The sequence below is a fragment of the Paenibacillus sp. GCM10027630 genome (genome assembly GCF_042676305.1).
GTDB lineage: Bacteria > Bacillota > Bacilli > Paenibacillales > NBRC-103111 > Paenibacillus_S.
This window is the reverse complement of sequence record NZ_JBHTGY010000036.1, coordinates 1-24,415: the sequence shown is the minus strand read 5'-3', so window position 1 is coordinate 24,415 and position 24,415 is coordinate 1. Positions and strand designations below refer to the sequence as shown.

The window sequence follows — 24,415 nt, the reverse complement described above, 5'->3', positions numbered from 1 at the left end:
ATTAGGCTGATGGCCCTAACCCTTAATAATAGAGCTCCTTCTGCCATGCTCCATCAAGCGGTGTTAGCGGCAAAGCGGGGAGCTTCAATTCCTGCGCGGCAATGCGGAGATAGCGGGTATTGAAACGAATCTCCATTTGTTCTTTGGAAGGTGAGATTTGCCCCAAATGCTGGGCGGGCTCAAAATAATTCAGCATCTTCAAATCCTTGTAGTACAGGGCTGCATCCCAACGGATTTTTGAAATGGACAGGCTGGTTACCTCTAACGCAAACCCGGTTTCCACAGAAAATATTTTTGCAACCCGATTGGGCTGATCCCGGATTAAACGGTTGGCGAGCAGATTCGCCTTTAAATAGGCGACGGCCAAATCCTCATGGGCCAAAACCCAACGCTCATCCGCCACTATCCCAGCCATGAACCCTAAACCTAACTCCTGATTGAAAATCGATTTTCCGATTTTTTGGTGATGGACAAGACTAAGGAATGGTTCCCACATGATCGATGCGCTTAGCCTGCCTTGACGCAAGCTTTCCATACTTTCCTCAATGGAGCGATGAATAATATTCAACTCTGGCATGTTATGCGATTCCAGCATCTTTCTTAACCGGTACTCGGCGTTAGTACGAAAAGTAGTGGCAATGGGCAAAGTTGCAAGCTCGGATATGCTTCCCAGTGTCAAATCAGTTGGTACTACCATCCCAAATCCGTCTCCATTAGTCGATTTGCCCGCAGCGGCAAGCAGAATGGGTCGGAAATCAGGCAACAGCGTGCCAACCAAATGACTGACGGACAGAGCGTAGTCTCCAAAAGTGGCAATATGAATATTGCCGGCGATCATCCAATTAATCAATTCCATGCCGTCTTTGGCTTTATGCCACTTGACCTCGATCCTGTCCTTGGAGCGGATGCGTTTCAGCTCTTCTTCAAGTAATCCGAACTCTTTAATAATTAACGGACTCCACATATGGGTCGACACAGTTGTATATCCGATGATCAGGGTCTCGTCGCTGGAGGAGGCTGAGGGAGTACGCCGAACTTGGCCAAACTCTCGATACCAACGCATTACCTCGTTCTTATCGAAGTAGATTTCCTTGCCTATTTTAACGCTTGGCAGCTGTTTATTTTTGCGCCAGCGGTCAATAGTAGAGCGGCTCACATCCAATTGATCCATGACTTCCCGGATATGTATTAAATTGAATTGATCCTTGAGCATTAGGAAGCACCTCCAAAATGTAAAATTAAGGACATTTTCGTCTATTTTGGTCATTTGTCGTTTATATTTATCATTTTGTTGACTTAGCAATAGGGGCGTGCTAATTTTAATTAATCCTAGTATAACGATATGAATTATGTTATTTCAATCATTATTTGCAAAGTAAAGGGGAGAATCGTTTGTCGAACACAGTTAGCACGAGATGGCTCAGTGAAAACTTAAACAATAAGGAGCTTGTAGTTGCAGATTGTCGGTTTATTCTCGGGAATCCTTTTGCAGGAAAAGAAGCCTATGAGAGCGGCCATTTGCCGGGAGCCGTATATTTCGATTTGGAGCACGATCTGTCAGGTACAATTGAAGCACATGGCGGAAGACATCCTCTTCCTAAGGCGAATGATTTGGCTATAAAGCTTGGGAATGCAGGGATTGATGAAACAAAAATCGTAGTCGCTTATGACGACCAAGGTGGTGCAATGGCTTCCCGGCTATGGTGGATTTTGAAATATTACGGTCACGACCGTGTTTATGTGCTGGACGGCGGCTTTACACATTGGAAGAGCCTCGGTTATGAGGTTACGACGTTGCTTCCCACTTACAGCTCGAGTGAGTTCATTCCTCGCCTACAGGAAGGATGGCTGCTGAACGCCGAACAAATCAGGCAAAGGCTGGGGCAAGCGGATACGATCCTCATCGATTCGCGTGAAGAGAAAAGATATCTCGGTCTCGAAGAGCCGATAGATAAAGTGGCTGGACATATACCTGGGGCTGTAAACTATTTTTGGAAAAATGCTTTCACTGCTGAGGGATCGTTGAAAGAGACTGGCGAATTAAAAGAAATGTTTACCGAGGTGGATGGGTCAAAAGAGATCATCGTGTACTGTGGGTCGGGGGTTACAGCGTGCCCTAACCTTCTCGCTTTAACGGAAGCCGGGTTCACTAATGTCAAGCTGTATGGCGGAAGCTGGAGTGATTGGATTACTTATTCAGACAATCCGATTGCAACAGGAAGTAAATAGTTAAATAGGCAGCCGACCGGATGACCGGAGGCTAAGATTATCATTGCATACAGCGCAATGGTGATCTTGGCCTTTTTTTGTCGGAGTGCTGGAGCTCAAAATACAAGGGAAAAAGGAATAAAAAGGAAAGGAATGATGACTGAATATGAGCAAAAGAAAAGGCCAGCTTCATATTACGTTATCCTTGCAAAGCACAGGATACCACCCCGGGAGCTGGCGACATTCCAAAGCCCGCACAGAGAAATTGCATGATCCGGCTTATTATTACAGACTGGCTCAAACCGCTGAGCGTGGCAAATTCGATTTGCTGTTTTTGGATCATACTTCTACCGGCGATCGCCTAAGCGCTACAGGAAAAGAGCCAGGGCTGCTTCTTGAGCCTTTCACTTTGTTGGGAGCTTTGGCTTCAGTCACGAAGCATATTGGGCTAGGCGCAGCGGTATCGACATCCGTCATTGAGCCGTTTGCCGTAGCGCGGCAGCTGGCGGCGCTGGATCATCTCAGCGGAGGAAGGACGGCATGGCTGGCGAGTGTGTCAGATCATCGCGAGCCGAAGCGCCATGGCGGATTGCCTGAGCTGTCCCGATCTGAGCGGACCGAGCGCCAGCAGGAATTTGTTGAAGTAGCGCAACGCCTTTGGGACAGCTGGGAAGAAGGGGCGGTCATTGTCGACAGGGAGCAGGGACGTTATACCGATTCCGATAAGGTGCATTTGATCCATCATGCAGGGAAGCATTTTACCGTGCGGGGTCCCTTGAGCATTCCCCGGCCTCCTCAGGGATATCCGGTTCGTATCGGGTTGAGCTCAGCTCTGGGAAACCGGAATGTGGAGGATAGTGATTCGGCAGAGCTCATTTTAAGCTCACGGCCTTCAATAAGAGAAGCAGCTGATTTTTATGCGCAGCTTAAGCAGCGAAACGCCCTGAGAGGACGTTTCCCTAATGGCGTAAAAGTGCTGACGGTCTTGACGCCGATTATAGGGGCGACTGAAGAGGATGCCCGGAACAAAGCCGCGGAGCTTCAAAAGCTGATCGATCCGGAGGCAGGTATCGCCTTGTTATCCGATCTGTTTGATACAGATCTGACAGAATACCCTCTCGACGGTCCACTGCCTGTTATTCCCTTCTTAAAGGAAGCGGTCATAACGGCGGGACTGGAGGGGTTGACCCTCCGCGAACTCAGCCTCCGGGCATTGGAGCTAAAAGGAACTAAAGTGTTCGTAGGGACATCAGAGCAGCTTGTCGATTGGATGGAAGAATGGTATCTCGCTTATGGGAGCGATGGATTTCATCTTCAGCCATCGCTGCTGCCGAACGGACTCGACGAATTTGTCGAACAGGTCATTCCTCTGCTGCAGCGAAAAGGCCTTTTTCGTACTGAATATACGGGAAATACGCTGAGGGATCATCTAGGGCTCGAGGCTCCGGCGGCTTACGGCCCAATAAGCAGGGAGGGATAGCGATGGGACATGCAAAAAAACAGCTGCATCTCGGTGTTTTTCTATTAAATACCGGACAGCATACCGGAGGGTGGCGGCATCCGGAAACCCAGGCCGATCGGCTGCTCGATCTGGCTTTCTATCAAGATTTTGCGAGGCTGTCGGAGAGAGGGAAATTCGATACGATCCTGATACTGGAGCAAATCGCCATCGGTGAGCAGAATGGCAGGGTAGCGGAGGAACGTTCGATACCGACACCGGATACGCTGACCTTGCTGTCCATTATGGCATCCGCTACGGAGAAGATCGGCTTGACGGCTACGCTGTCTACGACGTATAACGACCCCTTCCATGTTGCAGCAAGGTTTGCAACGCTGGATCACTTGAGCCGAGGCCGGGCTGGCTGGAATATGGTGACCTCACAGGATCCGCGGCTCGCTTCCCAATTCAGCAAGGAGGCCCATATGGACCATGCCTTGCGGTATGATCGTGCGAATGAATTCGTCGATGTAGCTATGAAGCTTTGGGACAGCTTAGAGGAGGATGCGCTGCTCGCGGATCGAAGCTCGGGTCTTTACTTCGATCCGGCCAAAGTGCACGATATCAATCATTCAGGCGCTTATTTCTCAATGAGCGGCAGCTCTTATGTACCTCGCCCGCTGCAGGGGCATCCCGTGCTGTTTCAAGCAGGGTCTTCGGGAAGTGGCCTGAAGTTTGCAGCCCAGAAAGCGGAGGTCGTCTTCACCGCTCAAGATAATCTTCTGGATGCGCAGGCTTACTATGCGAATCTGAAAGGGATGCTGGAGCAGTATGGACGAAGGCCGGAGCAGCTGCATATTTTACCGGGTCTCGCTCCCATTCTCGGATCGACAGAGCGAGAGGCGAAGGAAAGAGAGGAGTACTTTAACGAGCTTGTTCTTCCGGAGGTCGCAGTGAGAACCTTGTCCGGCACAATTGATGTGGATTTATCTGCATATCCACTGGACGGTCCTTTTCCATACTGGGAAATCGATGCGAAGGCCAACAATAGCAAGAAGAGCCGCCTGCAGCTGCTGAAGGATTTGGGGAAACGTGAGAAGCTGACCGTAAGGCAGATGAGCAGGCATGTCATATCTGCAGGCGGACATCACACATTCGCGGGAACGCCGGAACAGCTGGCGGACCTGATGGAGGAATGGCTGGATCATGGAGCGTGTGACGGCTTTAACATCATGCCATCCCACTATCTTCGCGGGCTTGAAGAATTTGTTGACCATGTCGTTCCGATTTTGCAGCAAAGAGGCCGCTACAGGACTGAATATACAGGAAGCACGCTTCGTGACCATCTGGGGTTAGCGAATCCAGCGAATCGCTGGTCGGCGATCCATACTAAATAAAAAAATCAGGAGGAACCCTTTTATGAAAACTAAAGGTCTTTATCTTATTTTTGCTGTGATACTGCTTGCGATCTTGGCAGGCTGCGGAAAAACCGCACCAGCTGCGGGAGACGGCTCGGCCAATGCTTCTGCACCAAATACGGCATCACCAGTCGCCAAAGCGGCGCCTAAAGTCATCAAGGCGGCATTAAATACGGTGCCTGTGCCGTTATTCAGTTACCTGGACGAGAAAAATCAGCCTGCCGGTTATATGATTGACTACTTGAGGGAGCTTGAGAAAAAGCTGCCGGAATATAAATTTGAATACGAAGCTGTAGATAACGAAGGTCAGCTGATCGGTACCGATACTGGCAAATACGCCTTCGCAGCCAACTTTTGGTTCAAAAATCCGGAGCGGGAGAAAAAATATTTATACCCCAAGCAAGAGTTTGGCTATTCGATTACAGGCTTGGCCATTAAGCCGGACCGCAATGATATCAAAACTCTGGATGATTTGGTAGGCAAGAAATTGGTGCCGATGACTCCGGTTTCCGGCTTCCGTTACATTCTTAAAGACTATAATCTTTTGCATCCGGGCAAGGAGATCAAAATCGAGGACGTAGAGAAAACAACACCAGCAGATGATTTGAAGCTCGTTGAATCCGGCAAGTACGATGCCCATTTGCTTAATATTAATCATTTTGAAGATGCGGTAAAGAAATTAAACCTGAACTTGAAGATCGGTGGCGTTATCTCGAAAGAGTCGGTCTATTTTATATTCAACAAGAACCAGCCGGAGCTTGCTCAAAAGATTGATGCAGCCACGGTGGAACTGATCAAGGACGGAACGCTGTCTAAGCTTTCGGAAAAATGGTTCAAGGTGGATGTGTTTAAAAGCCTGGAGTACGTACAGCAGGGTTATAAATTCCGGAAGGAAAATTAACGAAGAGGAGCTTCGCCGGAATGGACACGACTCTGAATCTGATTCTGCGAATAGCTGAGAGACTGCCTGTTACTTTGACGATTTTGTTCTTATCTCTCTTGTTTGGTCTATTGCTGGGATTAGTCATAGCCATTGTCAGGATTCAAAAAAAAGCAATTCCTTATGCCATTGCAACGTTCTATCTATCCTTCATGCGGTGCACTCCGACCATCGTCCAGCTATTCCTGATCTATTATGGGCTGCCACAGCTGCTTATCCTGTTTGGGATCGATGTGAACAACTGGGACAAAATTATTTTTGCCGTGATCACCTTCTCGCTGCATAGCGCAGCCTTCTTTTCCGAGGTCATCCGATCCTCCTATCTGGCGGTAGGAAGCGGACAGCAGGAAGCTGCATACAGTGTGGGGATGAGCTACAGTCAATCGCTCAGAAGAATCATTTTGCCGCAAGCCTTCGGCATTGCGATCCCGAGCTTGGGCAACAATGTCATTATTTTATTAAAGGAAACCTCGTTAGCCTTTTCCATCGGGATCACTGATATTATGGGTCAAGTGCAGATCATCCTCGGAAATAATTACGGCGCCAATACGTTTCAAGTTTATTTCCTGGTATCGTTGATTTACTGGGGGCTGAGTATAGTTATTGAGAAAGGACTTGGACGGTTGGAGAAGATTTATAAAAAGGGGCATGTCAGCATTGCGAGATAAAGGAAGAAGGGAAGGGGAACCCCATTGGCTAACTTCAGCTTGGCATTCGCCATCGAGAAATTCCCGGAGGTTCTGAAAGGCGTACCTTTAACCTTGTTGGTGGCAGTCATCTCGATGGGATTGGGTACAGTTATTGGACTTATCATCGCATTATGCAGAATTTATAAGGTGCCGGTACTCAATAGGCTCGGTGCCTTGTACGTTTCCTTCGTCCGTGGGACCCCTCTGCTGGTGCAAATTTATGTCGTGTTCTACGGCACGCCGCTGCTCATCGATATTTTGAACAAGGAATGGGGCTGGCATCTGCCTTTTTCAGAAATATCTCCTCTAGGTTTCGCTTTGCTGGCGTTTACGATCAATTCGGCTGCCTATCAGTCGGAGGTCATTCGGGGGGCGCTCGGCACAACGGATTCGGGGCAAATGGAGGCTGCGCTTTCTATCGGGATGTCCACATCCCAGGGACTACTAAGAATTATAGCTCCCCAGGCACTAGTCGTCGCTCTCCCGAATTTGGGCAATATTTTTATTAATTTGATTAAAGGAACCTCACTTGCATTCGCCATCAAAGTTATCGAGATCATGGCCCAAGCCAAAATAGTGGCAGGTGACGGTTATCAATATCTGGAGATGTATCTTGACGCTTCGCTTATTTATTGGGTCATTTGCTGGAGCTGCGAGAGGCTCTTCGCATGGCTTGAGACGAGGTACAGCCGTCATGAAAGAAGGATTGCCGCGTAATAATGGGCAAGCGATAATGCTACTCTTAAACTTGAGGTGAGGCAGTATGATAAAAATGTCTAAGATTAAAAAATCATTTGGCCGTAATCAGGTGCTGAAGGGTATCGATCTGACCGTACGCAAGGGTGAGGTCGTCGCTATTCTTGGGCCGAGCGGTTCGGGCAAAACAACGCTGCTGCGCTGCCTGAACTACCTTGAAAAGCCGGATGAAGGAAGCATTGCGATCGGCGGGTTCTCCATCGATTGCAAACGTGCGGGCAAGAAGGAAATTCATCAGCTCCGGCAAAGATCGGCCATGGTGTTTCAGCAGTATAATCTGTTCAAGCATAAGACTGCACTGGAGAATGTGATGGAAGGTCTTGTGGTGGTTAAGAAGATCCCAAAGGAAGAGGCGAAGCAAAGGAGCGTAGAGCTATTGGAAAAGGTGGGGCTTGGCAGCAAGCTGGACGCCTATCCGTCTCAGTTATCCGGCGGTCAGCAGCAGCGCGTTGGCATCGCTCGGGCGCTGGCGCTTAATCCCGAGGTAATTTTATTCGACGAGCCGACCTCGGCACTGGACCCGGAGCTTGTGGGTGAGGTGCTGTCGGTTATTCGCAAGATTGCCAAGGAAGGGATTACGATGATTATAGTTACCCATGAGATGAGCTTCGCGCAGGATGTCGCCAATCATGTCGTCTTTATGGACGAGGGCGTAATTGTGGAGGAAGGCAACCCGTACGAGCTGTTCAATGATCCGAAAGAGGAGCGTACCAAGCAATTCCTCGCGCGGATTCGACCCGAGCTGAGTTATTCCATTTAAGGCTATACGAAGAACCGTTTGGAGAGTAATTTTTCCAACGGTTCTTTATTTGTATCCGGCTATGAGTTGAGATAAGGAATGCAGATCTCCACAGCAGTTCCTTGGAGAGGACTTGAAACTATAGTTAATTCGACATCATCACCATAGGCCAGCAAAAAACGGCGGTATACATTGAATATTCCCGTATGCTTTTGAAAATAAGGGTCGATGTATTCTCCTTTGGATTCAATTAGTTGGAATAGCTTGTCTAAAACGGAAGAGGATATTCCTGTACCTGTGTCAGTAATGACGATGCGTAACAGATTATCCTTTTGCCCGACATGTACAGTCAAAATAAATTCCTCAGGACTCATATTGGGGCTCCATCCGTACTTGATCGCATTTTCTACAAATGGCTGAATGCTCAGCTTCATTATCGGAATATCGAGCAGGGCTGGATCAACCTGAAATTGGGACATGACTTCCATTCCATGTCTGTAGAAATGGATGTTCAGGAAATTGCGGATATAGGCTATCTCCTCTTTTAAAGGCGCCCATCCTCCATCGTTTCGCACATTATACCGCATCATTCGAGAAACGGATTGAACCATTTCGCCTACGGCATCTCCATTATTTTTAACAGCGTAGGACTCGATGGTTTCCAGAGTGTTGAATAAAAAGTGAGGATTAATTTGAGCTTGCAGCTGCAGCAGCTCCCTCTCTTTTTCTCTCATTTTCGAATGAAACACTTCCTTCTCCATCTGTTGAAGCTCATTGAGCATATCATTATAGCTTTGAATCAGGAACCCGAATTCGTCATTGCTGGGTCGGATTTTTATCGGAACGTACGATCCTCTTCCTAATCGCTGCAGTCCTCCTTTAAGCTTGTAGAGAGGCTGGAAAACAATATTCATAACGGGAAAAGCAATGATTAAAGAGATGCTTAGACTGGCTAATGCAATAAGCAGGGTCAGTTGAACGGATTGCTGCACTCCCTTGGAAATACTGCTAAGCGGTGCGATCCAAATGAGCTTCCAATCTCCGTATGGAATGCTCGAGTAGGTGGCCTGGTACTGCCCATCACTTGAATTAAAAACCAGCTCTTGCTCAGGGTGCGACTCTGCATCCATCGATTTTTTTAAGTCATTGAGCAAAGTTTCATTGAATTCCAAATCAGAAACCGTGATTCCTGTTGGTCCATGCAATAATAAGAGATGACCTTCCTCTTGTCCGTATTTGGTGCCACTAAGCATGCCCTTGATTTTACTTTCCGGAATCTCAATTGAAATCCAGGAAGTAATGGCACCATTTTGTAAATTAATAATAGGTCGGACAAAGGAGAAAGCGCTCTCAGGCGACTCCAATGTGTAATTGACGAGATGAGGCACAATCAATTCCGGTTTTTGTTTTTCAAACATTTGTTTGTAAATAGGGTCATTTTGGATTTGATATTCATAATTACGGCTTTTTGTTAAAGATTCAAAAAAAACTTTGCCCATTTGGTCCAGATATAAAATACCGAGCAGATCTTTCCTGACTTGCAGCGAGTTGTGCAGAATAGGGCGGAAATAAATGAGCTGCTTGGCCTGCTGATTAAGATTCTCGCTTGGGATGTCCAAAAAAAGCTGGAATTCCGAATTGGCCAACACCGCGTCCATAGACTGGCTTAGCTCCTTCAAATATTCGGTTATATCATGAGAAACGAATTGTACATACTGAGAAGATACGGATGCCGTATATTTCGTGCTGGAGCGGAACATGAAGTACTGCGAGCTATAACTGACAACTGCGATAGGGATAATCGAGAATGCCAAAAGCAAAATAAAAAGCTTGTATTTAAGGGATAAATAACCGAATATGTTTCTAAAGAATCGAACTATACGGAGCATGAATGCGCACCTCCTTCAGGTTTTTGTACTTAATCATATTCAAAAAGGATGGCGTTAACAAGCCCTAACCCTTATAAAGGAGTGTATCCCGAATGAAAATTTGCATAGCCGATGACGAATTGGTAGTCAGGGAGAGTATTATAACTAAATTAAGTACGTTATTCCCGTTAGCGGAAATTTTTGATGTGGAGTTCGGCTGTCTCGCCTTAAAGCAAATAATAATGGTGCAGCCCGATCTTGTGTTTATGGATATAAGAATGCCGGAGATGGATGGGCTGGAAATACTCAAGCAGCTCAGGCAAGAGTGTCCCAACATCCCTGTGGCCATGCTGTCGGGCTACGATGATTTCGAGTATGCACGAAAGGCGCTGCAGCTAGGAGCTGTTGATTACTTGCTTAAGCCGGCTGACCGTGAGCAGCTGCGTGCTATCGTTGAGAGAGTCCAGCGAGAGAGAGAATCCATGTTCCTCAAAGAGATAGAGGAGCACCTCGGGAAGCTGTCCAGCCAATATGTGTTTATTAACCCGATAAGATGCTTTAATCCAAGATTGTGGTTTGATAATCGGGAAGCGAAGGAGATAAGATTCTACGAATCCTCTTCAGAATGCGAGCTAGCAGCAGTCAATCCTGGGGATGTTCTGTTCACTTTCTCGGTAAACTCAGATTACAGCGGAATTGTGAGCCGTGCTTCCATAGGACATTCGGGAAAGCGGTTTCATGAGAAGCAACAATTTGTACAGGTCATTCTGGAGGAGATTGAGAAATGGGAAAGTGTGCGCTTCTGGGGAGATCAAAATGTGAATCGATCTAAAGCTCATTTCATCCATTCTTATGCGAAAGAAGCGGCTCAATCCCGATTAAACATACTGTCTTTTGCAAAAGCAGGCAATTATACAAGCTTGGAGACTGCGGTGACCGGATGGCTGGAATATTTGCCGCATTTGGATTTGGGAAAATTAAAAAAAGAATGCATAAATTTGATGGCATTGCTGGATGAAGGACTGGCAAGTAAAAACGAAGTTGTTTTCTTAGAGGAGGAGAAGCTTCACTACTGGTCTCGCTGGGTGGACAAGCATAAGACCTGGGATGAGCTGAAAGATAAAATCCTCAAATTCGTATTAGGCGGAATTCGCGAATTAATGCTGCTGGAGACCCAAGCTAATGCGAGCTGGTTTGAACAGGCGTTGCGCGGAATTAATACTTCGCGGGATCCCAACATCAGTCTGGAATCCGTTGCGGATTCCGTGGGAGTGCATCCCGTGACGCTAAGCCGCATGTTCAAGCAGCAGACAGGAATGACCTTCGTTCGCTATTTGGTCAACTGCCGTCTGAAACAGGCCGCAGCGATGCTTCTTGCAACGGACAAGAAGTTCGAAGATATTTCCGAGGAGATCGGCTACATCGATTATCGCTATTTTAGGAGCCTGTTTAAAAAGGAATTCGGAATGAGCCCGACCGATTATCGAAAAGGGGCGGGAGCATTGATCCCGGCAACGAATAGGAATGAAGAAGACTGTAGGTTAAAAACTTCTCCCCCAGCGCTAAATTATTCGTCTATTTTTAGGGTTTGAAACCTCTTATACTCATAAATGTAGGAACCACCGATTGATCAAAAGGGAGGCTCGAACATGAAAAAGAAAATGCTGCTGACGGCAATGACTCTCGCCTTAGCTATGGGAAGTGTTTTATCGGCATGCTCTTCAAGCACAAGTCCTGCAGCCGAATCCAAGAAGCCAGAGAATACGGCGCAGAGCAACGAACCGGTTACGCTTGAGATGTGGGGAAGATGGGAAGAAGCGAATAAACAGATCAACGAAACGATTGAAGCCTTTCAGAAAAAATACCCGAATATTAAAGTCAAATATACGGCGGTGCCTTTCGCACAGTATGTGGCACAAACGCAAACGGCTATCTCAGGCAATAATCTCCCCGATATTTTTGGTGCGCATCCGAATCTTCCGGTATTTCAATTAACGCGTCTAGGGGTTATTCGTTCTCTTAATGATTTGATTACCGAGGAGAAAAAGAAGCAGTTCTACGAAGGAACCTTCTCCGAAGGCGAAACGATGATGGCCGGTGAAGTCTATGGGTTGCCGCTGTTTAACCCGATGCGGACAAGCCAGGTGATGTATTATAACAAAGCTGTTCTGAAAAAAGCAGGCTTAACGGAAAAAGACATCCCGAAAACATGGGATGAGCTCTATCAATTCAGTAAAAAAGTAAAGGAAGCAACGAACGGTGAGGCCTATGGATTGATTGTTGGTGTGAAAGCTACAAGCCAGCTTCCTCTCATTGTTCAACAGATGGCAACGGCGATTACGCCGGAGGTCATTCCGGACCTCAATGTTCCGCCATTTAATTATAAGACGGGTAAATATCAATTTGATTCCCCAGGCATTATTCAATCATTGGATTATTTCAAGAAGCTGCAGGATGAAAAGCTGCTTCACCCGAACAGCGTCGTTATGTCTTTCCGTGAAGGGACTGCATTGATGGAGGCGGGGAAAGCCGCTCTCGTAATGGATGGCGCATTCTTCTCCAATCAGATGAAGAAGGAGCAGCTAGACGATTATGGCGTAGCTCCATTGCCTACATTGGATGGAAAGCCGCAATATGCCATGTATAAAGGCGGCTCCAACGCATCGTTCTATGTTTCCAAAGGGACGAAGCACTACAATGAGGTTAAGCTGTTCCTGCAGTTCATGATGGATGAATTGTATCCGAAATTGCTTCGTGACGGAATCGAATATTCTCCGATTATGGCTCAAAACGAAAGCACCAAGATCACGCATCCCATTGCTGCGCAAGCGCTTAAAATTCAAAGCGAGACGGTAAAGCTGGTTCCACGTCCTTTCACTAAAAATATCGAAACCTTGAAAGTAGCTACGGAGATGAGCGGCAAGTTTCCTAAGACAACGCTATCGAATATAGCGGAAGGTTACTTATCCGGACAACTCAAGGATGTTAAAGCAGCTTTAACCCAATTATCGGATGAAACGAACAAGGTATTTTTTGACAGCATGAAAAAAGTCCAGTCCGACGGGGGCAAAGTTAGCGAGTCCGACTACATATTCCCGGATTGGCAGCCCTTCCAGCCTTATAAAAAATAAGCGTTTCAACACCAAGAAAAACTTGGGAAGGAGTCCAATAAGGGCTCCTTCTTAAATAAGGGATGTGAAAGGATGAATTCCAGACTCACAAGGAAATATTTATGGGCTTATCTGTTTATTTTACCCCAGCTTATTTTCTTTCTCGTATTTACAATCTATCCAATCGCGATGAGCTATGTGTACTCGTTTTATGATTGGAGCGGATTTGGTCCGATGAGTGACTTTATTGGTTTTGGCAATTTTAAAAAGGTGATTCAGGATCCCGCCTTTTGGAATGCCTATAAAAACAATCTGATTTATATTGTCGTACAGACCGCAATAGTTATTCCATTGACGCTGATCACAGCCATTATTTTGAATTTGTCGTATTTGAAAGGGAAAACATTTTACCGAACCTTATTTTTCCTGCCGGTTGTTACGACAGCTGCTGTTATTGGGATTGTCATGAAATTTATTTTTGGCAATGAAAATGCGCTTGTAAACAATGTACTGCAAGCTTTTGGCTTCATCAATCAGCCCATTCCGTGGCTAGCCACGTCATTCACTGCTATGGCTGTTCTAATTATGGTGGGTGTCTGGAAAATATTTGGAATGACGATGATTTTTTGGCTGGCTGGTCTTCAAGCACTTCCTGCGGACGCTTACGAAGCCGCCAAAATCGATGGCGCAGGGCCGTGGAACACTTTGAGATATATTACGTTGCCACTGCTTGTCCCGGTAGGAACCGTAATCCTGCTGCTGACCGTTGTTCATGGCATGCATGTGTTCGATCTTGTCAAAACTTTAACCGATGGTGGACCGTATTTTGCAACGGACATGGTTGATTTATATATTTACCAATTTGCGTTTGGCAACAATGGATTCCCTCAGTTGGGCTACGCTTCGGCTGCTGGCATTGTGTTCGGAATCACTATCTTTGCGATTACGCTTGTCTTGGGGGGCTTAGTTAAATTGACGAATGGTTCCGCGAAAACAAGCCGGAAAGGAGTGAAGGTCGGATGAAAAGCGCCAAGTGGACTCAGCCTTTGCTGCATGTTGCTTTACTATCCATTGGGTTGGTGTGGATATATCCCTTTATATGGATGATCTTCTCATCCTTTAAAGATAATGTGGAGTATATCAGCTCAGGCCTGAGCCTGTTGCCGAAGCATTTTTTGTGGGAGAACTATGCAAGGGCTTGGGAGGTTGCCAATTTCTCCTCTTATTTTAAAAATTCGATCATTTTAACCTTCTTTGCAGTTATTATCGTCGTTGTGTTATGCGCTTTGACCGGATACGCTTTGGGACGAGTGGATTTTCCCGGTAAAAAACTGTTTATTGTAGCCATTACAGCGACGATGTTTATTCCCAAAGGGTATACGATTATCCCGGTCTATCAGGTTGTGAAGAGCTTGGGGCTTCTAAACACGATGCCTGGCGTAATTCTTGCAGAATCATCAGGTGCGCATGTTTTATTCATCCTGTTGTTCACTTCCTATTTTCAAGGACTTCCCAAGGAGCTGGAGGAAGCCTCCGAAATAGACGGCTGCGGATTCTTTCGGACTTTTTGGCAGGTCATGCTTCCGATTTCCAAGCCAATTATTGCGACAACGGGCATTATGCAGGTCATTTTTACATGGAATTCATTTTTTGTACCATTAATCTTTACATTGAACAAACCCGAATTACGAACGCTTTCCGTAGGTATGTATTCTTTTGCAGGCGAAAATTCAGTGGACTTTACAGGACTGACTGCCGGAGCAACAATTGCGCTGCTGCCCGTTATCATTGTTTTTATTGCATTCCAAAGGTTTTTTGTGGAGGGTATTGCAGGCTCGGTAAAAGGTTAGAGAGGATTACAGGAGGTACTGACTATGGTTAATTTGGCGGCAAAGCCATTCAATCTGCAGGATGAGGAAATACGCTGGGTGCAGGAGACGTTGGCCTTCATGTCGATCCAGGAAAAGGTCGGTCAATTGTTTTGTCCAATCGGTTTCACAGATGACCGGGAGCAATTAAAAGGGCTGCTTGAGAACATCAAGCCCGGGGGAATGATGTATCGGCCAGGGCAGGGAGAGACGGTTCAAGAGATTCATCGATTTTTACAGTCGAATACAGCTGTTCCATTGCTTGTTTCTGCTAATTTGGAAGCTGGAGGAAACGGAATTGCGAAGAATGGCACTCATTTTGCCAAGCCTATGCAGGTAGCTGCGACAGATAACGAGGAGATGGCGTATCGGCTTGGTTTAGTATGCGGCAGGGAAGGGCGGGCCGTTGGCTGCAACTGGACCTTTGCTCCTATTGTTGATATCGACTTGAATTTCAACAATCCGATCACCAATGTAAGAACCTTCGGTTCCGATCCGCAGCGGGTGGCGCGAATGGCCAAAGCCTACACCCGAGGTATCCAAGAGAGCGGTATGGCTGTTTCCGTAAAGCATTTTCCGGGGGATGGGGTGGACGATCGGGATCAGCATCTATTGACGTCGATTAATTCCATGTCTACGGAGGAATGGGACGCTACATTCGGCCTGGTATACAAGGAGCTGATTGAGGCTGGGGCCGACACGATCATGATAGGGCATATTATGCTGCCTTCGTATTCCCGCAAGCTCGTTCCGGGTATCCCAGATGAGGAGCTGATGCCAGCCACTTTGGCGCAGGAACTGGTCACGGGCCTATTGCGTGAACAGCTTGGCTTCAATGGAATGATTGTTACCGATTCAACAGGCATGGCCGGGTTTACGATGGCGGAGAAGCGGGAAATCGCAGTGCCTAAATCGATTGCAGCGGGCTGCGACATGTTCCTGTTCAACAAAAACATCCAGGAAGATTATGATTTCATGATGAAAGGTCTGGAGACGGGAATGGTTACGTTGTCCAGGGTGGATGAGGCCGTAACCCGGATTTTAGCACTGAAGGCTTCACTCGGCCTGCATCAACAGCAGAGGGAAGGAACACTTGTACCGGAAGCGGATGCGTTGTCCGTATTGCAGTGCACAGAGCACGAGCAATGGGCGAAGCAATGTGCAGACCTTGCCGTAACGCTGGTCAAAGACACGCAAAAGCTGCTGCCGTTGAACCTTGAGAAGCATAGGCGCCTTTTATTTTTTGTCCAAGGGGATGAAGGGCGCCGCCATACAAAGCCGAACATTCACAAGCAAATGGTGGAACGATTGTTGGAAGAGGGCTTTGAAGTTACCCTGTTCGACAAGAACAATTATAATTTTGACGAAGTATTCGGCTCCATAAGGGAAATGAAGCAAAGGTATGATGCAGCTCTGTATTTTGCCAACATGGAGACTGCAAGCAACCAGACGAACCTGCGCATTAACTGGGCTGCCCCAATGGGAGTCGATATGCCATGGTTTACACCGGAGCTTCCGACGTTGTTCATTTCCGTGGCCAATCCATACCACCTTCAGGATGTGCCGAGAATCCCCACTTATATTAATTCTTACACGGGTAACGAGTATATTATAGATGCCGTTGTCGATAAGCTTTTAGGTAAATCGGAATTTAAAGGTATAAATCCCGTTGATCCCTTCTGCCAATATTGGGAGGCGAGGCTGTAGCATGAGCGGAATTGCCAATATTGCAGCCGTTATATTTGATCTGGATGGCGTTCTCGTCCATACCGACCACTATCACTATCTGGCTTGGAAGCGGATATGTGATGAGGAGGGAATAACATTCGACGAGACGGTAAATCATCGACTGCGGGGAGTCAGCCGTACAGAGAGCCTGGAGATTATCCTGGAGCAAACGGAGCATACTTATTCTCAGGAAATGAAGCTTCAATTAGCTGAACGTAAAAATGGTTATTACAAAGAGCTGCTGCACAGCCTGAGTCATAGTGATACAGCCGTTGGTGTATTAGAAACCATTGGATTTTTACAAAAGAACAGGATCAGAATGGCCATCGGGTCCTCAAGCAAAAATGCGCCTCTTATATTGGAGAAATTAGGCTTGCTGGATAAATTCGATGCTGTTGCGGACGGAAATTCCATTCGCAACAGTAAGCCGGATCCGGAGGTATTTCTGATCGCAGCCGGGAGATTAGGGGTGGAGCCAGAGCTTTGCCTGGTTGTAGAAGATGCTGCATCAGGTATAATTGCGGCCCGAAGAGCAGGTATGAAGGTGGTGGCAGTCGGTCAAGCATGCATGGAAGAACAGGCAGATTTCCATATTCATGATATGAGCGAGTTCATTTCTTTGCTCTCGGATCGGTGAAGCTGTCCTAGCCACAGCTCTATCGTATAGACGGAGGTTGCTCGTGGAACCAGACAGAAAGAAACAATATCTATTATTAACAGCAGTGGCTTTGGGAATGATTCTGAATCCATTAAATACTTCGATGATTTCGGTCGCTTTTTCGAGGCTTCAAGAGGAGTTTCAAGTCCAATTTATGGACATCTCCTGGTTAATCGCTACTTTTTATTTGGCGAGCGCTATAGGACAGCCGGTTATGGGGAAATTAAGCGATTTGTTTGGAAGAAAACGCATATTTCTCATTGGATTGGCACTTGTCACCGTTTCCTCGCTGCTTGCGCCGCTTGCGCCAACCTTTCATTGGTTAATGGCATTCAGGGTTGTTCAGGCAATAGGAACATCTGCTATTTTTCCTGCCGGTATGGGGATTATACGCAGCAGCATTACACACAACCAGGCAAGAGCTATGGGAATTTTATCGGTGTTTTCCTCCACATCGGCTGCCGTAGGTCCATCAATAGGTGGATTACTAATTCATTATGGCGATTGGCCTGCGATCTTTTTAATCAATTTCCCTGTCATAGTGGTTTCATTGCTGCTTGCTGTACGAATCATTCCGGCAGATGTGGGATCAACTACAGGAGCAGGCAAAATTGATCTTTGCGGCATTGCGCTGTTTTCTTTAACGCTTTTTCTATGGCTGCTCTTCCTGCTGGATTTAAGCAATGGACTGGATGGGTGGAAGCTCGGAACAAGCATAATTCTTACCTTAGTCTTTTATTGGTATGAAACCCGTCAAGCGCAGCCATTCGTCGATATTCATTTTTTGAAAAATAACCTGAACGTGACATACATCTATATGCAATTTATTTTTGTGAACATCATTTTTTATTCGGTTACGTTCGGGATTCCTATTTATTTGCAGGATGTCCGGAGGTTTACTGTACAAGAAACCGGCTTAATGATGTTGTCTCTTGCCATGTTCGGAATATTGATTACACCTTTTGTGGCAAGATGGTTGGACAATAGCGGCCCCAAGTATCCTCTATTAATAGGGAACCTGATCTTCATCATTGGGACTGTACTTTTATCCAACATACAGGATGATTCCTCGGCAGCCTTTACCTTTACCATATTATCTATTCTCGGGGCTGCAGTGGGAATGCTCAATTTGAGTCTGCAAACGGGGCTGTACACATTCGTATCTAAAGAAGAAACAGGGATAGCTTCTGGTCTCTTTATGACCTCAAGGTTTATCGGGACGATCTTATCATCCAGCCTGCTTGGCATTGTTTTCGGTAAAAAGGTTGCAACCGGGCAGCTGAATTGGATGGGAGTGTCCTGTGTTGTTATTAGCCTGTTGATGCTCATGATATCGCTTCGAATAATACAAACCAAGGAGCTGCCACATTCAGGCTAAACCGAAAGAAAGGAGACTTAGGATGTCTGACCTTATTTTAAGTTTTGCATGCGCGGACTATGATCGTACTCAGGCATTGGCTAACGGTTCAGTAAAACCGGCAGGGATCGATCTGAACTATTTGAAGCTGCCGCCGGAGGAAGTGTTTTTTCGGATGATGCGGTATGAGGAATTCGATATGTCGGAGCTATCTGCTTCTTCTTACTTGATTGCCAAGGATCGCGGTTATCCGAAGTTCACGGCCATTCCTGTTTTTCCATCACGAACCTTTCGTCATTCTGCCATTTATATTCATAAGGATGCAGGGATCAATAAACCTGAAGATCTGCGGGGAAAAAGAGTAGGGGTACCGGAGTATCCTGTAACGGCACTTGTCTGGGTTCGGGGACTTTTACAGCATGAATACGGAGTGCATCCCTCTGACATGGAATGGTATTGGGGAGGAGTAGATGCGCCTAAACGTCAGGGAGAAAGAGTGTCCATAGAACTGCCTGCCAATATTAAGCTCGAAGCGATAGGATCTGCTCAGACGTTAAATCAGATGCTATTGGATAAGCAGATTGATGCCATTATTTCTCCGAGAGCACCTTCCGCATTCGTTAAGGGCTCGAGTCAAGTCATAAGATTGTTTAGTGATTATGTATCCGCCGAAAAAAACTATTTTCAGAAAACGGGAATTTTCCCGATCATGCATTTTGTAGTTATCAAAGACGAGATTCTGGAGAAGCACCCATGGGTCGCAATGAGTATGCTTCAAGCATTCATTCGAGCGAAAGAGTTGAACTATGAGAGCTTGGGTCAAATAGGCTCCTTAAGAGTGACGCTGCCATGGCTGGCTGCAGAGCTGGAGCAGACTAAACAGCTGATGGGCAATGATTTCTGGCCGTATGGTATGGAGAAGAACAGAAAGGCATTGGAAACACTTGTCACCTATGCCTATGAGCAAGGCTTGATTAAGCGCCAGCTTAAGGTTGAGGAGCTTTTTACTAAATCAACAGGCCAGTGAACTGCAAGAGATCTTGCATGGTGCATAGTTAGACTTACGAGTTGGACCATTTCTGATTCATGGAGAGGAGAATTCATTTTGAAACTAGTTACTTATTCTATCAACAGCAGCCCTTTTAGACTTGGCATCCGATTAGATGAAAACACAATTGTAGATCCTCAGCAGGCTTATGCCGATAAATTGAAAGCTGGGAGGCAGGAAAGAGCGGAGGAAATTGCAGAGGCTTTATTACCGTCAGATCCGACTGCTTTCCTTGCAAACGGAGACATTGCGATAAACGCTGCCAAGGCAGCACTTCAATTTGCCTCATCAGGCAGCAGACCGGCCGCCGTATATAAGCTGGAGGAGATAAAGCTGGGACCTCCGCTGCTTCGTCCTAATAAAATTATTTGTGTCGGACTCAACTATAAAGATCATATCAAAGAGATGAAGCGGGAATTCCCGGAATTTCCGGTTATATTCGCCAAGTATTCCACCGCTATTGCAGCACCTTACGATGAATTCCCTCTCTCCTCCAAGCTGACGCAGAAATTAGATTATGAAGCGGAATTGGCATTTGTTATCGGCAAGAGAGGTAAGGATATTTCTCAGGCAGACGCACTTGACTATGTCGCAGGCTACACAGTAGTCAACGATATTACGGCCCGCGATATGCAGAAAAGAACGATTCAATGGCTGCAAGGAAAGACGCTCGATAAGAGCCTTCCTATGGGTCCTTATCTGGTAACGAAGGACGAAATTCCCGATCCGCATTGCCTGGAAATTTCATTGACTGTCAACGGTGAGCTAAGGCAGAAGTCGAATACGGAGCAGCTGTTATTTAATGTGAATCAGCTTATTGAATTTTTATCCGGCATCATGACGCTGGAGCCAGGGGATGTTATTTGCACGGGGACGCCAGGAGGGGTAGGCGAAGCCAGAAATTTGTTCCTGAAGAATGATGATGTCGTACGGGTGGAAATTAGTGAAATCGGGGCTATCGAAACAAAAATTGTGGAGGTGGCGAAATCATGAGTGCGAGCCTGGAGCCCATTCGAGATATAGCTCATCTGGCGCATATTGAGTTATTGACACCGAAGCCGGAAGAAAGCCTGCATTTCTTTCGGGAGCTGCTTGGACTTGAGGAGGTTTCCCGTCAGGGGCAATCGGTGTTTCTCCGGGGCTGGGGAGATCAGCAGCTGTACAGCTTAAAGCTAACTGAGTCGTCAAAGGCCGGATTGGGGCATGTAGGATTAAGAGCGTTTTCGCCAAAAGCGCTTGAACAACGGGCGCAAGCTATCGATGTTAGCGGTTTGGGTATTGGTTGGACTGACGGAGATTACGGACATGGAAAAACATACCGTTTCACCGATGCTGACGGACATGTGATGGAAATCTTCTATGAAGCTGCCCCTTATGTTACGCCAGCTCATCTGAAGCCATCGCTGAAAAATCAGCCGCAAAAGTTCGCAGCAAGAGGAGCTGCCGTTACCCAGCTGGATCATATTAATTTGTTAAGCTCCGATGTTGACGCAGACAGCTCCTTCCTGAGAAGCCAGCTTGGCTTCAGACTAAGCGAGCAGGCGATTTCCGAGCAAGGGAAGCAGACGACCGCGTGGCTTCACGTGACGAACAAATCCTACGATATGGCAATATCGCTAGATAAAACCGGACATAAGGGCCGTTTTCACCATCTTGCTTATAAGGTGGAAAGCTTGGAGATGGTGCTTCGTGCGGCAGATATTTTTATGGACAACGGAATCTTTATCGAAGCAGCCCCAAGCAAGCATGTCGCCGGGCAAACGATGTTCGTCTATGTATACGAGCCTGGCGGGAACCGGATTGAGGTATGCGCCGGCGGATTCCTGATTTTCGCTCCAGACTGGGAGACGATCACTTGGACACAGGCGGAAAGATCTAGAGGATTGGCATGGGGAAATCCGTTACCTTCCACTTTCCACACCTACGGCACACCGGAAATAAATGATTAATGAGGTTAAGGGGGAAAAGGATGTGCAAGATGTAATGAAATTTACTCATGAGGAAGCTGTCGCCACCGCCAAAAGTCTTTTTGACCCTATAAGGGCACGTTCCCGGCAGTCGGAGGATTTGCGGCACCAGCCTGCCGATACGATTCAGGAATTTATTTCTTCCGGCCTGGTTCGGGTTCTAGTTCCACAGCGCTGGGGAGGGCATGAGCTAAGCTGGAAGACATTGTCGGCTAGCGCAATCGAAGTAGCCAAAGCCGATCCTTCGGCGGGCTGGTGCTATTCCTTGCTCCTGCTTCATAACTGGATGTTGGCGTTCTGGCCGGATCAGGCTCAAGCCGACGTATGGCGCGATAACCCTGACGCATGTATAGCCACCTCGCTTAATCCTGGACCCACCTCTCAGGTAGCTCGCACGGAAGGCGGGTACAAGCTGAGCGGAAAGTGGGGCTTCTCTTCAGGGATTAACCACTGCGATTGGGTGATGATCACGATGGGAGTTCCTCAGCCGTTAAACGAGCAGGAGAAGAAAGTGCTGTTTTTCCTGATACCGAAGACCGACCTGCAAGTGCTTGATGTGTGGCATGTCATCGGGATGAGAGGGACGGGGAGCAATCTGCTCGAATTGAAGGAGGTATTTGTTCCCGATCATCGGATTATTGAATTGGAGCCGTGGAATCTACATGGAATATCTCCGGGCATGCAAGTAAATACGTCCCCGCTTTATCGAATCCAGCTATCCGCTGTTATGCCGGCTACACTTCTTTCCGTCATCCTGGGTGCGACTATGGGAGCATATGAGCTGTGGCGGGATACTGTAATCGGTAAAAATAAAACGAAATCTGGAAATCGCGCAGCCGACATGACCCATCAGCAAATACGGCTGGCCAAGGTGGCGGCCAAAATTGAAGCAGCTAATGCGCTGCTGCAGCAATCGCTTGACCTTGTAGAATTAGGCCATGTGCTGGATTACGCTCAGAGGGTTAAGCTTCGTTGTAATTATGCCTATTGTGTTGAGTTGTGCATAGAGGCTACAGAAACGATATTCATGAGCAGTGGTGCGGCAGCTGCCGCCGAAAATAATTTATTGCAATTGTTCTGGAGGGATATTCATGCCGGTGCTATGCATCAAGCCTTTAACTTTGATTGGCTCGGCGAAATTTTCGGAAAGCTTGAACTGGGACTGCCGGTGAAAATTGAATATTAAAATTACAAATATTACCATTTTATAGTTAATTGAGGTGCACAAGTTATGACTACAGCCGCGGACCATTTAAGCCAGAATTTGGTTTCCTCGCTTCAAGGAGAAAAGATTGTTACGCTGATTACAATGGACGATCAAATGCTGCCGCAGCTGAGTGCGGTATCTTGGGTAATAGCCAATCAAGAAGGAACTAAAATAAAAATTGCACTCGGTCATAAAGCTTCGAGCATCCAGAATATTCAAATCAACCCCAATGTTGTTCTGGGAGTTATTGGCGCAGGCAGTTATTATGCCATAAAAGGAACCGCATCGGTTTCTGATGTGGTTGAACTGACAATGAAGCTGCAGGTAGTAACCGTGGATATCGAATCGGTAGAGGATGTAATATTTTACGGGGGTAAAATTATTACCGAACCTGCTTATGAAAAAACTTATAATCCCGAGTTAGCGAAGAAGCTGGATACAGAGGTATACGCGCTTTTGCGACAGTAAGAAAGTCAGACTGATATACGGAAATGTAGATCTTGAAAATAATCACTAGCTGCTGCTGTACGATAAAAATCCGCGAAATGGCGGATTTTTTCTACATAATATAAGGATGTTTAAATTTTTTGCCGAACTAAAGTGGGGATACCCTTTCTAAGTGATAAGGAAGTGTAAGTTTGAACCGGAGGTTCAACTTTGTTATCTGGTAATATAAACTACCTTGTTGATACGAATGTATCATCAGTGAAAGGGCTTCGATCAGAAGTTTATCCAAGGAATGAAGAATGTAGGCGACGTGCCTACCTGCTACCTGCCTACCTACCTTTCTACATTAATTTAGAATGAGTAGAGTTACACTAGAGCTTAAGGTGTTTAACGCACTCCATAATTTAATGGGAATTATTATAGGTATAGGGCGAAGCTGCGGTGCGACAAGCACTGGAGGATTTGTACGGAACTAAAAGTTCCGTTATTCCATCAGCCGGTTCTAATCTAAGGAGATAGCGGAAGTGGGAATTCCGTTATGTTGGAAGTACTGGGCATTTGTTCATGAAAATAGAGGTATAACGGAACTAGCACTTCCGTTATACCTCTATTTTTTGAGTTTTCCAGCTGATAGAGGAACAATGACTTCCGCACTACCGTTCACTTCCGTGGATTCTAGTACTGGCGAGCTGTTTAGGGGCATGTGCAGGTGAGGCCTTACTTACTCTACCGGAAGAAAGGTAATAGATGGAAATCCTCCCGTTAATCCAGCTTGGATATCGTTTGAAACTAATATAACTGGAAAAGCTCACGCTAATATAGGTGATATGGGTGAAATCAGCCAAAATCCTTAGAATTAGCATGAGAAATTCAGGCTGTCGAATTAAGCGCTTTCAATATCTCTCAAATTTTAATCCATACACCCTATTTCTCAATAGTGTTCTCGCAAAGCTCAATCTAGGTGTTAAA

General features: G+C 46.5%; 21 protein-coding genes. 19 read left to right on the top strand and 2 right to left on the bottom strand.

Annotation, left to right across the window (positions count from 1 at the left end):
- Positions 1 to 22: 22 nt before the first annotated feature.
- The gene (locus tag ACFQ0C_RS17175) at positions 23 to 1,213 is read right to left on the bottom strand and encodes a helix-turn-helix domain-containing protein (RefSeq protein ID WP_379368290.1); all 1,191 of its coding nucleotides are present in this window, start codon (positions 1,211 to 1,213) and stop codon (positions 23 to 25) included.
- Between the two features lie 179 nt (positions 1,214 to 1,392).
- Here ACFQ0C_RS17175 and ACFQ0C_RS17170 point away from each other — a divergent pair, with 179 nt between their 5' ends.
- The 7 genes from ACFQ0C_RS17170 to ACFQ0C_RS17140 all read left to right on the top strand — a co-directional run bounded on the left by ACFQ0C_RS17170 (position 1,393) and on the right by ACFQ0C_RS17140 (position 8,209).
- Complete coding sequence (locus tag ACFQ0C_RS17170; RefSeq protein ID WP_379368289.1) at positions 1,393 to 2,229, top strand: sulfurtransferase; 837 nt, start codon at positions 1,393 to 1,395, stop codon at positions 2,227 to 2,229.
- 145 nt (positions 2,230 to 2,374) lie between these two features.
- A complete protein-coding gene (locus tag ACFQ0C_RS17165) occupies positions 2,375 to 3,688 on the top strand; it encodes an NtaA/DmoA family FMN-dependent monooxygenase (protein ID WP_379368288.1) in 1,314 nt (437 codons plus the stop codon).
- 2 nt (positions 3,689 to 3,690) lie between these two features.
- Positions 3,691 to 5,043 (top strand): LLM class flavin-dependent oxidoreductase, encoded by a 1,353-nt coding sequence (locus ACFQ0C_RS17160; RefSeq protein ID WP_379368287.1) that lies wholly within the window; start codon positions 3,691 to 3,693, stop codon positions 5,041 to 5,043.
- Between the two features lie 22 nt (positions 5,044 to 5,065).
- Positions 5,066 to 5,965, top strand: a complete 900-nt coding sequence (locus ACFQ0C_RS17155) for a transporter substrate-binding domain-containing protein (RefSeq protein WP_379368286.1) — start codon at positions 5,066 to 5,068, stop codon at positions 5,963 to 5,965.
- A 20-nt stretch (positions 5,966 to 5,985) separates the two neighbouring features.
- On the top strand, positions 5,986 to 6,672 hold the full coding sequence (locus tag ACFQ0C_RS17150) for an amino acid ABC transporter permease (protein ID WP_379368285.1): 687 nt from the start codon (positions 5,986 to 5,988) through the stop codon (positions 6,670 to 6,672).
- A gap of 24 nt (positions 6,673 to 6,696) precedes the next feature.
- Positions 6,697 to 7,410, top strand: coding sequence for an amino acid ABC transporter permease (locus ACFQ0C_RS17145; protein WP_379368284.1), 714 nt, complete (start codon positions 6,697 to 6,699; stop codon positions 7,408 to 7,410).
- Positions 7,411 to 7,456: 46 nt separating this feature from the next.
- Entirely contained in the window at positions 7,457 to 8,209 is a 753-nt protein-coding gene (locus tag ACFQ0C_RS17140; protein ID WP_379368283.1) for an amino acid ABC transporter ATP-binding protein, read from the top strand.
- Positions 8,210 to 8,268: 59 nt separating this feature from the next.
- Here the strand turns inward: ACFQ0C_RS17140 and ACFQ0C_RS17135 are convergent, their stop codons facing one another.
- Positions 8,269 to 10,077, bottom strand: coding sequence for a sensor histidine kinase (locus ACFQ0C_RS17135; protein ID WP_379368282.1), 1,809 nt, complete (start codon positions 10,075 to 10,077; stop codon positions 8,269 to 8,271).
- A gap of 92 nt (positions 10,078 to 10,169) precedes the next feature.
- On the opposite strand from ACFQ0C_RS17135, the gene ACFQ0C_RS17130 reads away from it, so the two are divergent.
- From ACFQ0C_RS17130 to ACFQ0C_RS17075, 12 genes are all read left to right on the top strand, one after another.
- A complete protein-coding gene (locus ACFQ0C_RS17130; protein ID WP_379368281.1) occupies positions 10,170 to 11,648 on the top strand; it encodes a response regulator transcription factor in 1,479 nt (492 codons plus the stop codon).
- Between the two features lie 57 nt (positions 11,649 to 11,705).
- Positions 11,706 to 13,187, top strand: coding sequence for an ABC transporter substrate-binding protein (locus tag ACFQ0C_RS17125; RefSeq protein WP_379368280.1), 1,482 nt, complete (start codon positions 11,706 to 11,708; stop codon positions 13,185 to 13,187).
- A gap of 72 nt (positions 13,188 to 13,259) precedes the next feature.
- Positions 13,260 to 14,189, top strand: coding sequence for a carbohydrate ABC transporter permease (locus ACFQ0C_RS17120; protein ID WP_379368279.1), 930 nt, complete (start codon positions 13,260 to 13,262; stop codon positions 14,187 to 14,189).
- Positions 14,186 to 15,016: a carbohydrate ABC transporter permease gene (locus ACFQ0C_RS17115; RefSeq protein ID WP_379368278.1), complete on the top strand. Its 831-nt coding sequence runs from the start codon at positions 14,186 to 14,188 to the stop codon at positions 15,014 to 15,016. Before ACFQ0C_RS17120 ends, ACFQ0C_RS17115 begins: the two co-directional genes overlap by 4 nt.
- A 24-nt stretch (positions 15,017 to 15,040) precedes the next feature.
- Positions 15,041 to 16,741, top strand: a complete 1,701-nt coding sequence (locus ACFQ0C_RS17110) for a glycoside hydrolase family 3 protein (protein WP_379368277.1) — start codon at positions 15,041 to 15,043, stop codon at positions 16,739 to 16,741.
- A 1-nt stretch (position 16,742) separates the two neighbouring features.
- Positions 16,743 to 17,399, top strand: coding sequence for a beta-phosphoglucomutase (pgmB, locus tag ACFQ0C_RS17105; RefSeq protein ID WP_379368276.1), 657 nt, complete (start codon positions 16,743 to 16,745; stop codon positions 17,397 to 17,399).
- A gap of 43 nt (positions 17,400 to 17,442) precedes the next feature.
- Entirely contained in the window at positions 17,443 to 18,798 is a 1,356-nt protein-coding gene (locus tag ACFQ0C_RS17100; protein ID WP_379368275.1) for an MFS transporter, read from the top strand.
- A 22-nt stretch (positions 18,799 to 18,820) separates the two neighbouring features.
- Entirely contained in the window at positions 18,821 to 19,804 is a 984-nt protein-coding gene (locus ACFQ0C_RS17095) for an ABC transporter substrate-binding protein (protein ID WP_379368274.1), read from the top strand.
- Positions 19,805 to 19,882: 78 nt separating this feature from the next.
- A complete protein-coding gene (locus ACFQ0C_RS17090; protein WP_379368273.1) occupies positions 19,883 to 20,818 on the top strand; it encodes a fumarylacetoacetate hydrolase family protein in 936 nt (311 codons plus the stop codon).
- Entirely contained in the window at positions 20,815 to 21,774 is a 960-nt protein-coding gene (locus tag ACFQ0C_RS17085; RefSeq protein ID WP_379368272.1) for a VOC family protein, read from the top strand. Before ACFQ0C_RS17090 ends, ACFQ0C_RS17085 begins: the two co-directional genes overlap by 4 nt.
- A 22-nt stretch (positions 21,775 to 21,796) precedes the next feature.
- Entirely contained in the window at positions 21,797 to 22,978 is a 1,182-nt protein-coding gene (locus ACFQ0C_RS17080; RefSeq protein ID WP_379368271.1) for an acyl-CoA dehydrogenase family protein, read from the top strand.
- A 45-nt stretch (positions 22,979 to 23,023) separates the two neighbouring features.
- Positions 23,024 to 23,467, top strand: coding sequence for a PNPOx family protein (locus ACFQ0C_RS17075; protein ID WP_379368270.1), 444 nt, complete (start codon positions 23,024 to 23,026; stop codon positions 23,465 to 23,467).
- The last annotated feature ends 948 nt before the right edge of the window (positions 23,468 to 24,415 follow it).

Bases quoted from the DNA above. Each gene is read 5' to 3' on its own strand.
- ACFQ0C_RS17175 (WP_379368290.1), bottom strand. From the start codon at position 1,213: ATGCTCAAGGATCAATTCAATTTAATACATATCCGGGAAGTCATGGAT.
- ACFQ0C_RS17165 (WP_379368288.1), top strand. From the start codon at position 2,375: ATGAGCAAAAGAAAAGGCCAGCTTCATATTACGTTATCCTTGCAAAGC.
- ACFQ0C_RS17160 (WP_379368287.1), top strand. From the start codon at position 3,691: ATGGGACATGCAAAAAAACAGCTGCATCTCGGTGTTTTTCTATTAAAT.
- ACFQ0C_RS17155 (WP_379368286.1), top strand. From the start codon at position 5,066: ATGAAAACTAAAGGTCTTTATCTTATTTTTGCTGTGATACTGCTTGCG.
- ACFQ0C_RS17150 (WP_379368285.1), top strand. From the start codon at position 5,986: ATGGACACGACTCTGAATCTGATTCTGCGAATAGCTGAGAGACTGCCT.
- ACFQ0C_RS17140 (WP_379368283.1), top strand. From the start codon at position 7,457: ATGATAAAAATGTCTAAGATTAAAAAATCATTTGGCCGTAATCAGGTG.
- ACFQ0C_RS17135 (WP_379368282.1), bottom strand. From the start codon at position 10,077: ATGCTCCGTATAGTTCGATTCTTTAGAAACATATTCGGTTATTTATCC.
- ACFQ0C_RS17130 (WP_379368281.1), top strand. From the start codon at position 10,170: ATGAAAATTTGCATAGCCGATGACGAATTGGTAGTCAGGGAGAGTATT.
- ACFQ0C_RS17125 (WP_379368280.1), top strand. From the start codon at position 11,706: ATGAAAAAGAAAATGCTGCTGACGGCAATGACTCTCGCCTTAGCTATG.
- ACFQ0C_RS17120 (WP_379368279.1), top strand. From the start codon at position 13,260: ATGAATTCCAGACTCACAAGGAAATATTTATGGGCTTATCTGTTTATT.
- ACFQ0C_RS17115 (WP_379368278.1), top strand. From the start codon at position 14,186: ATGAAAAGCGCCAAGTGGACTCAGCCTTTGCTGCATGTTGCTTTACTA.
- ACFQ0C_RS17110 (WP_379368277.1), top strand. From the start codon at position 15,041: ATGGTTAATTTGGCGGCAAAGCCATTCAATCTGCAGGATGAGGAAATA.
- pgmB (WP_379368276.1), top strand. From the start codon at position 16,743: ATGAGCGGAATTGCCAATATTGCAGCCGTTATATTTGATCTGGATGGC.
- ACFQ0C_RS17095 (WP_379368274.1), top strand. From the start codon at position 18,821: ATGTCTGACCTTATTTTAAGTTTTGCATGCGCGGACTATGATCGTACT.
- ACFQ0C_RS17085 (WP_379368272.1), top strand. From the start codon at position 20,815: ATGAGTGCGAGCCTGGAGCCCATTCGAGATATAGCTCATCTGGCGCAT.
- ACFQ0C_RS17075 (WP_379368270.1), top strand. From the start codon at position 23,024: ATGACTACAGCCGCGGACCATTTAAGCCAGAATTTGGTTTCCTCGCTT.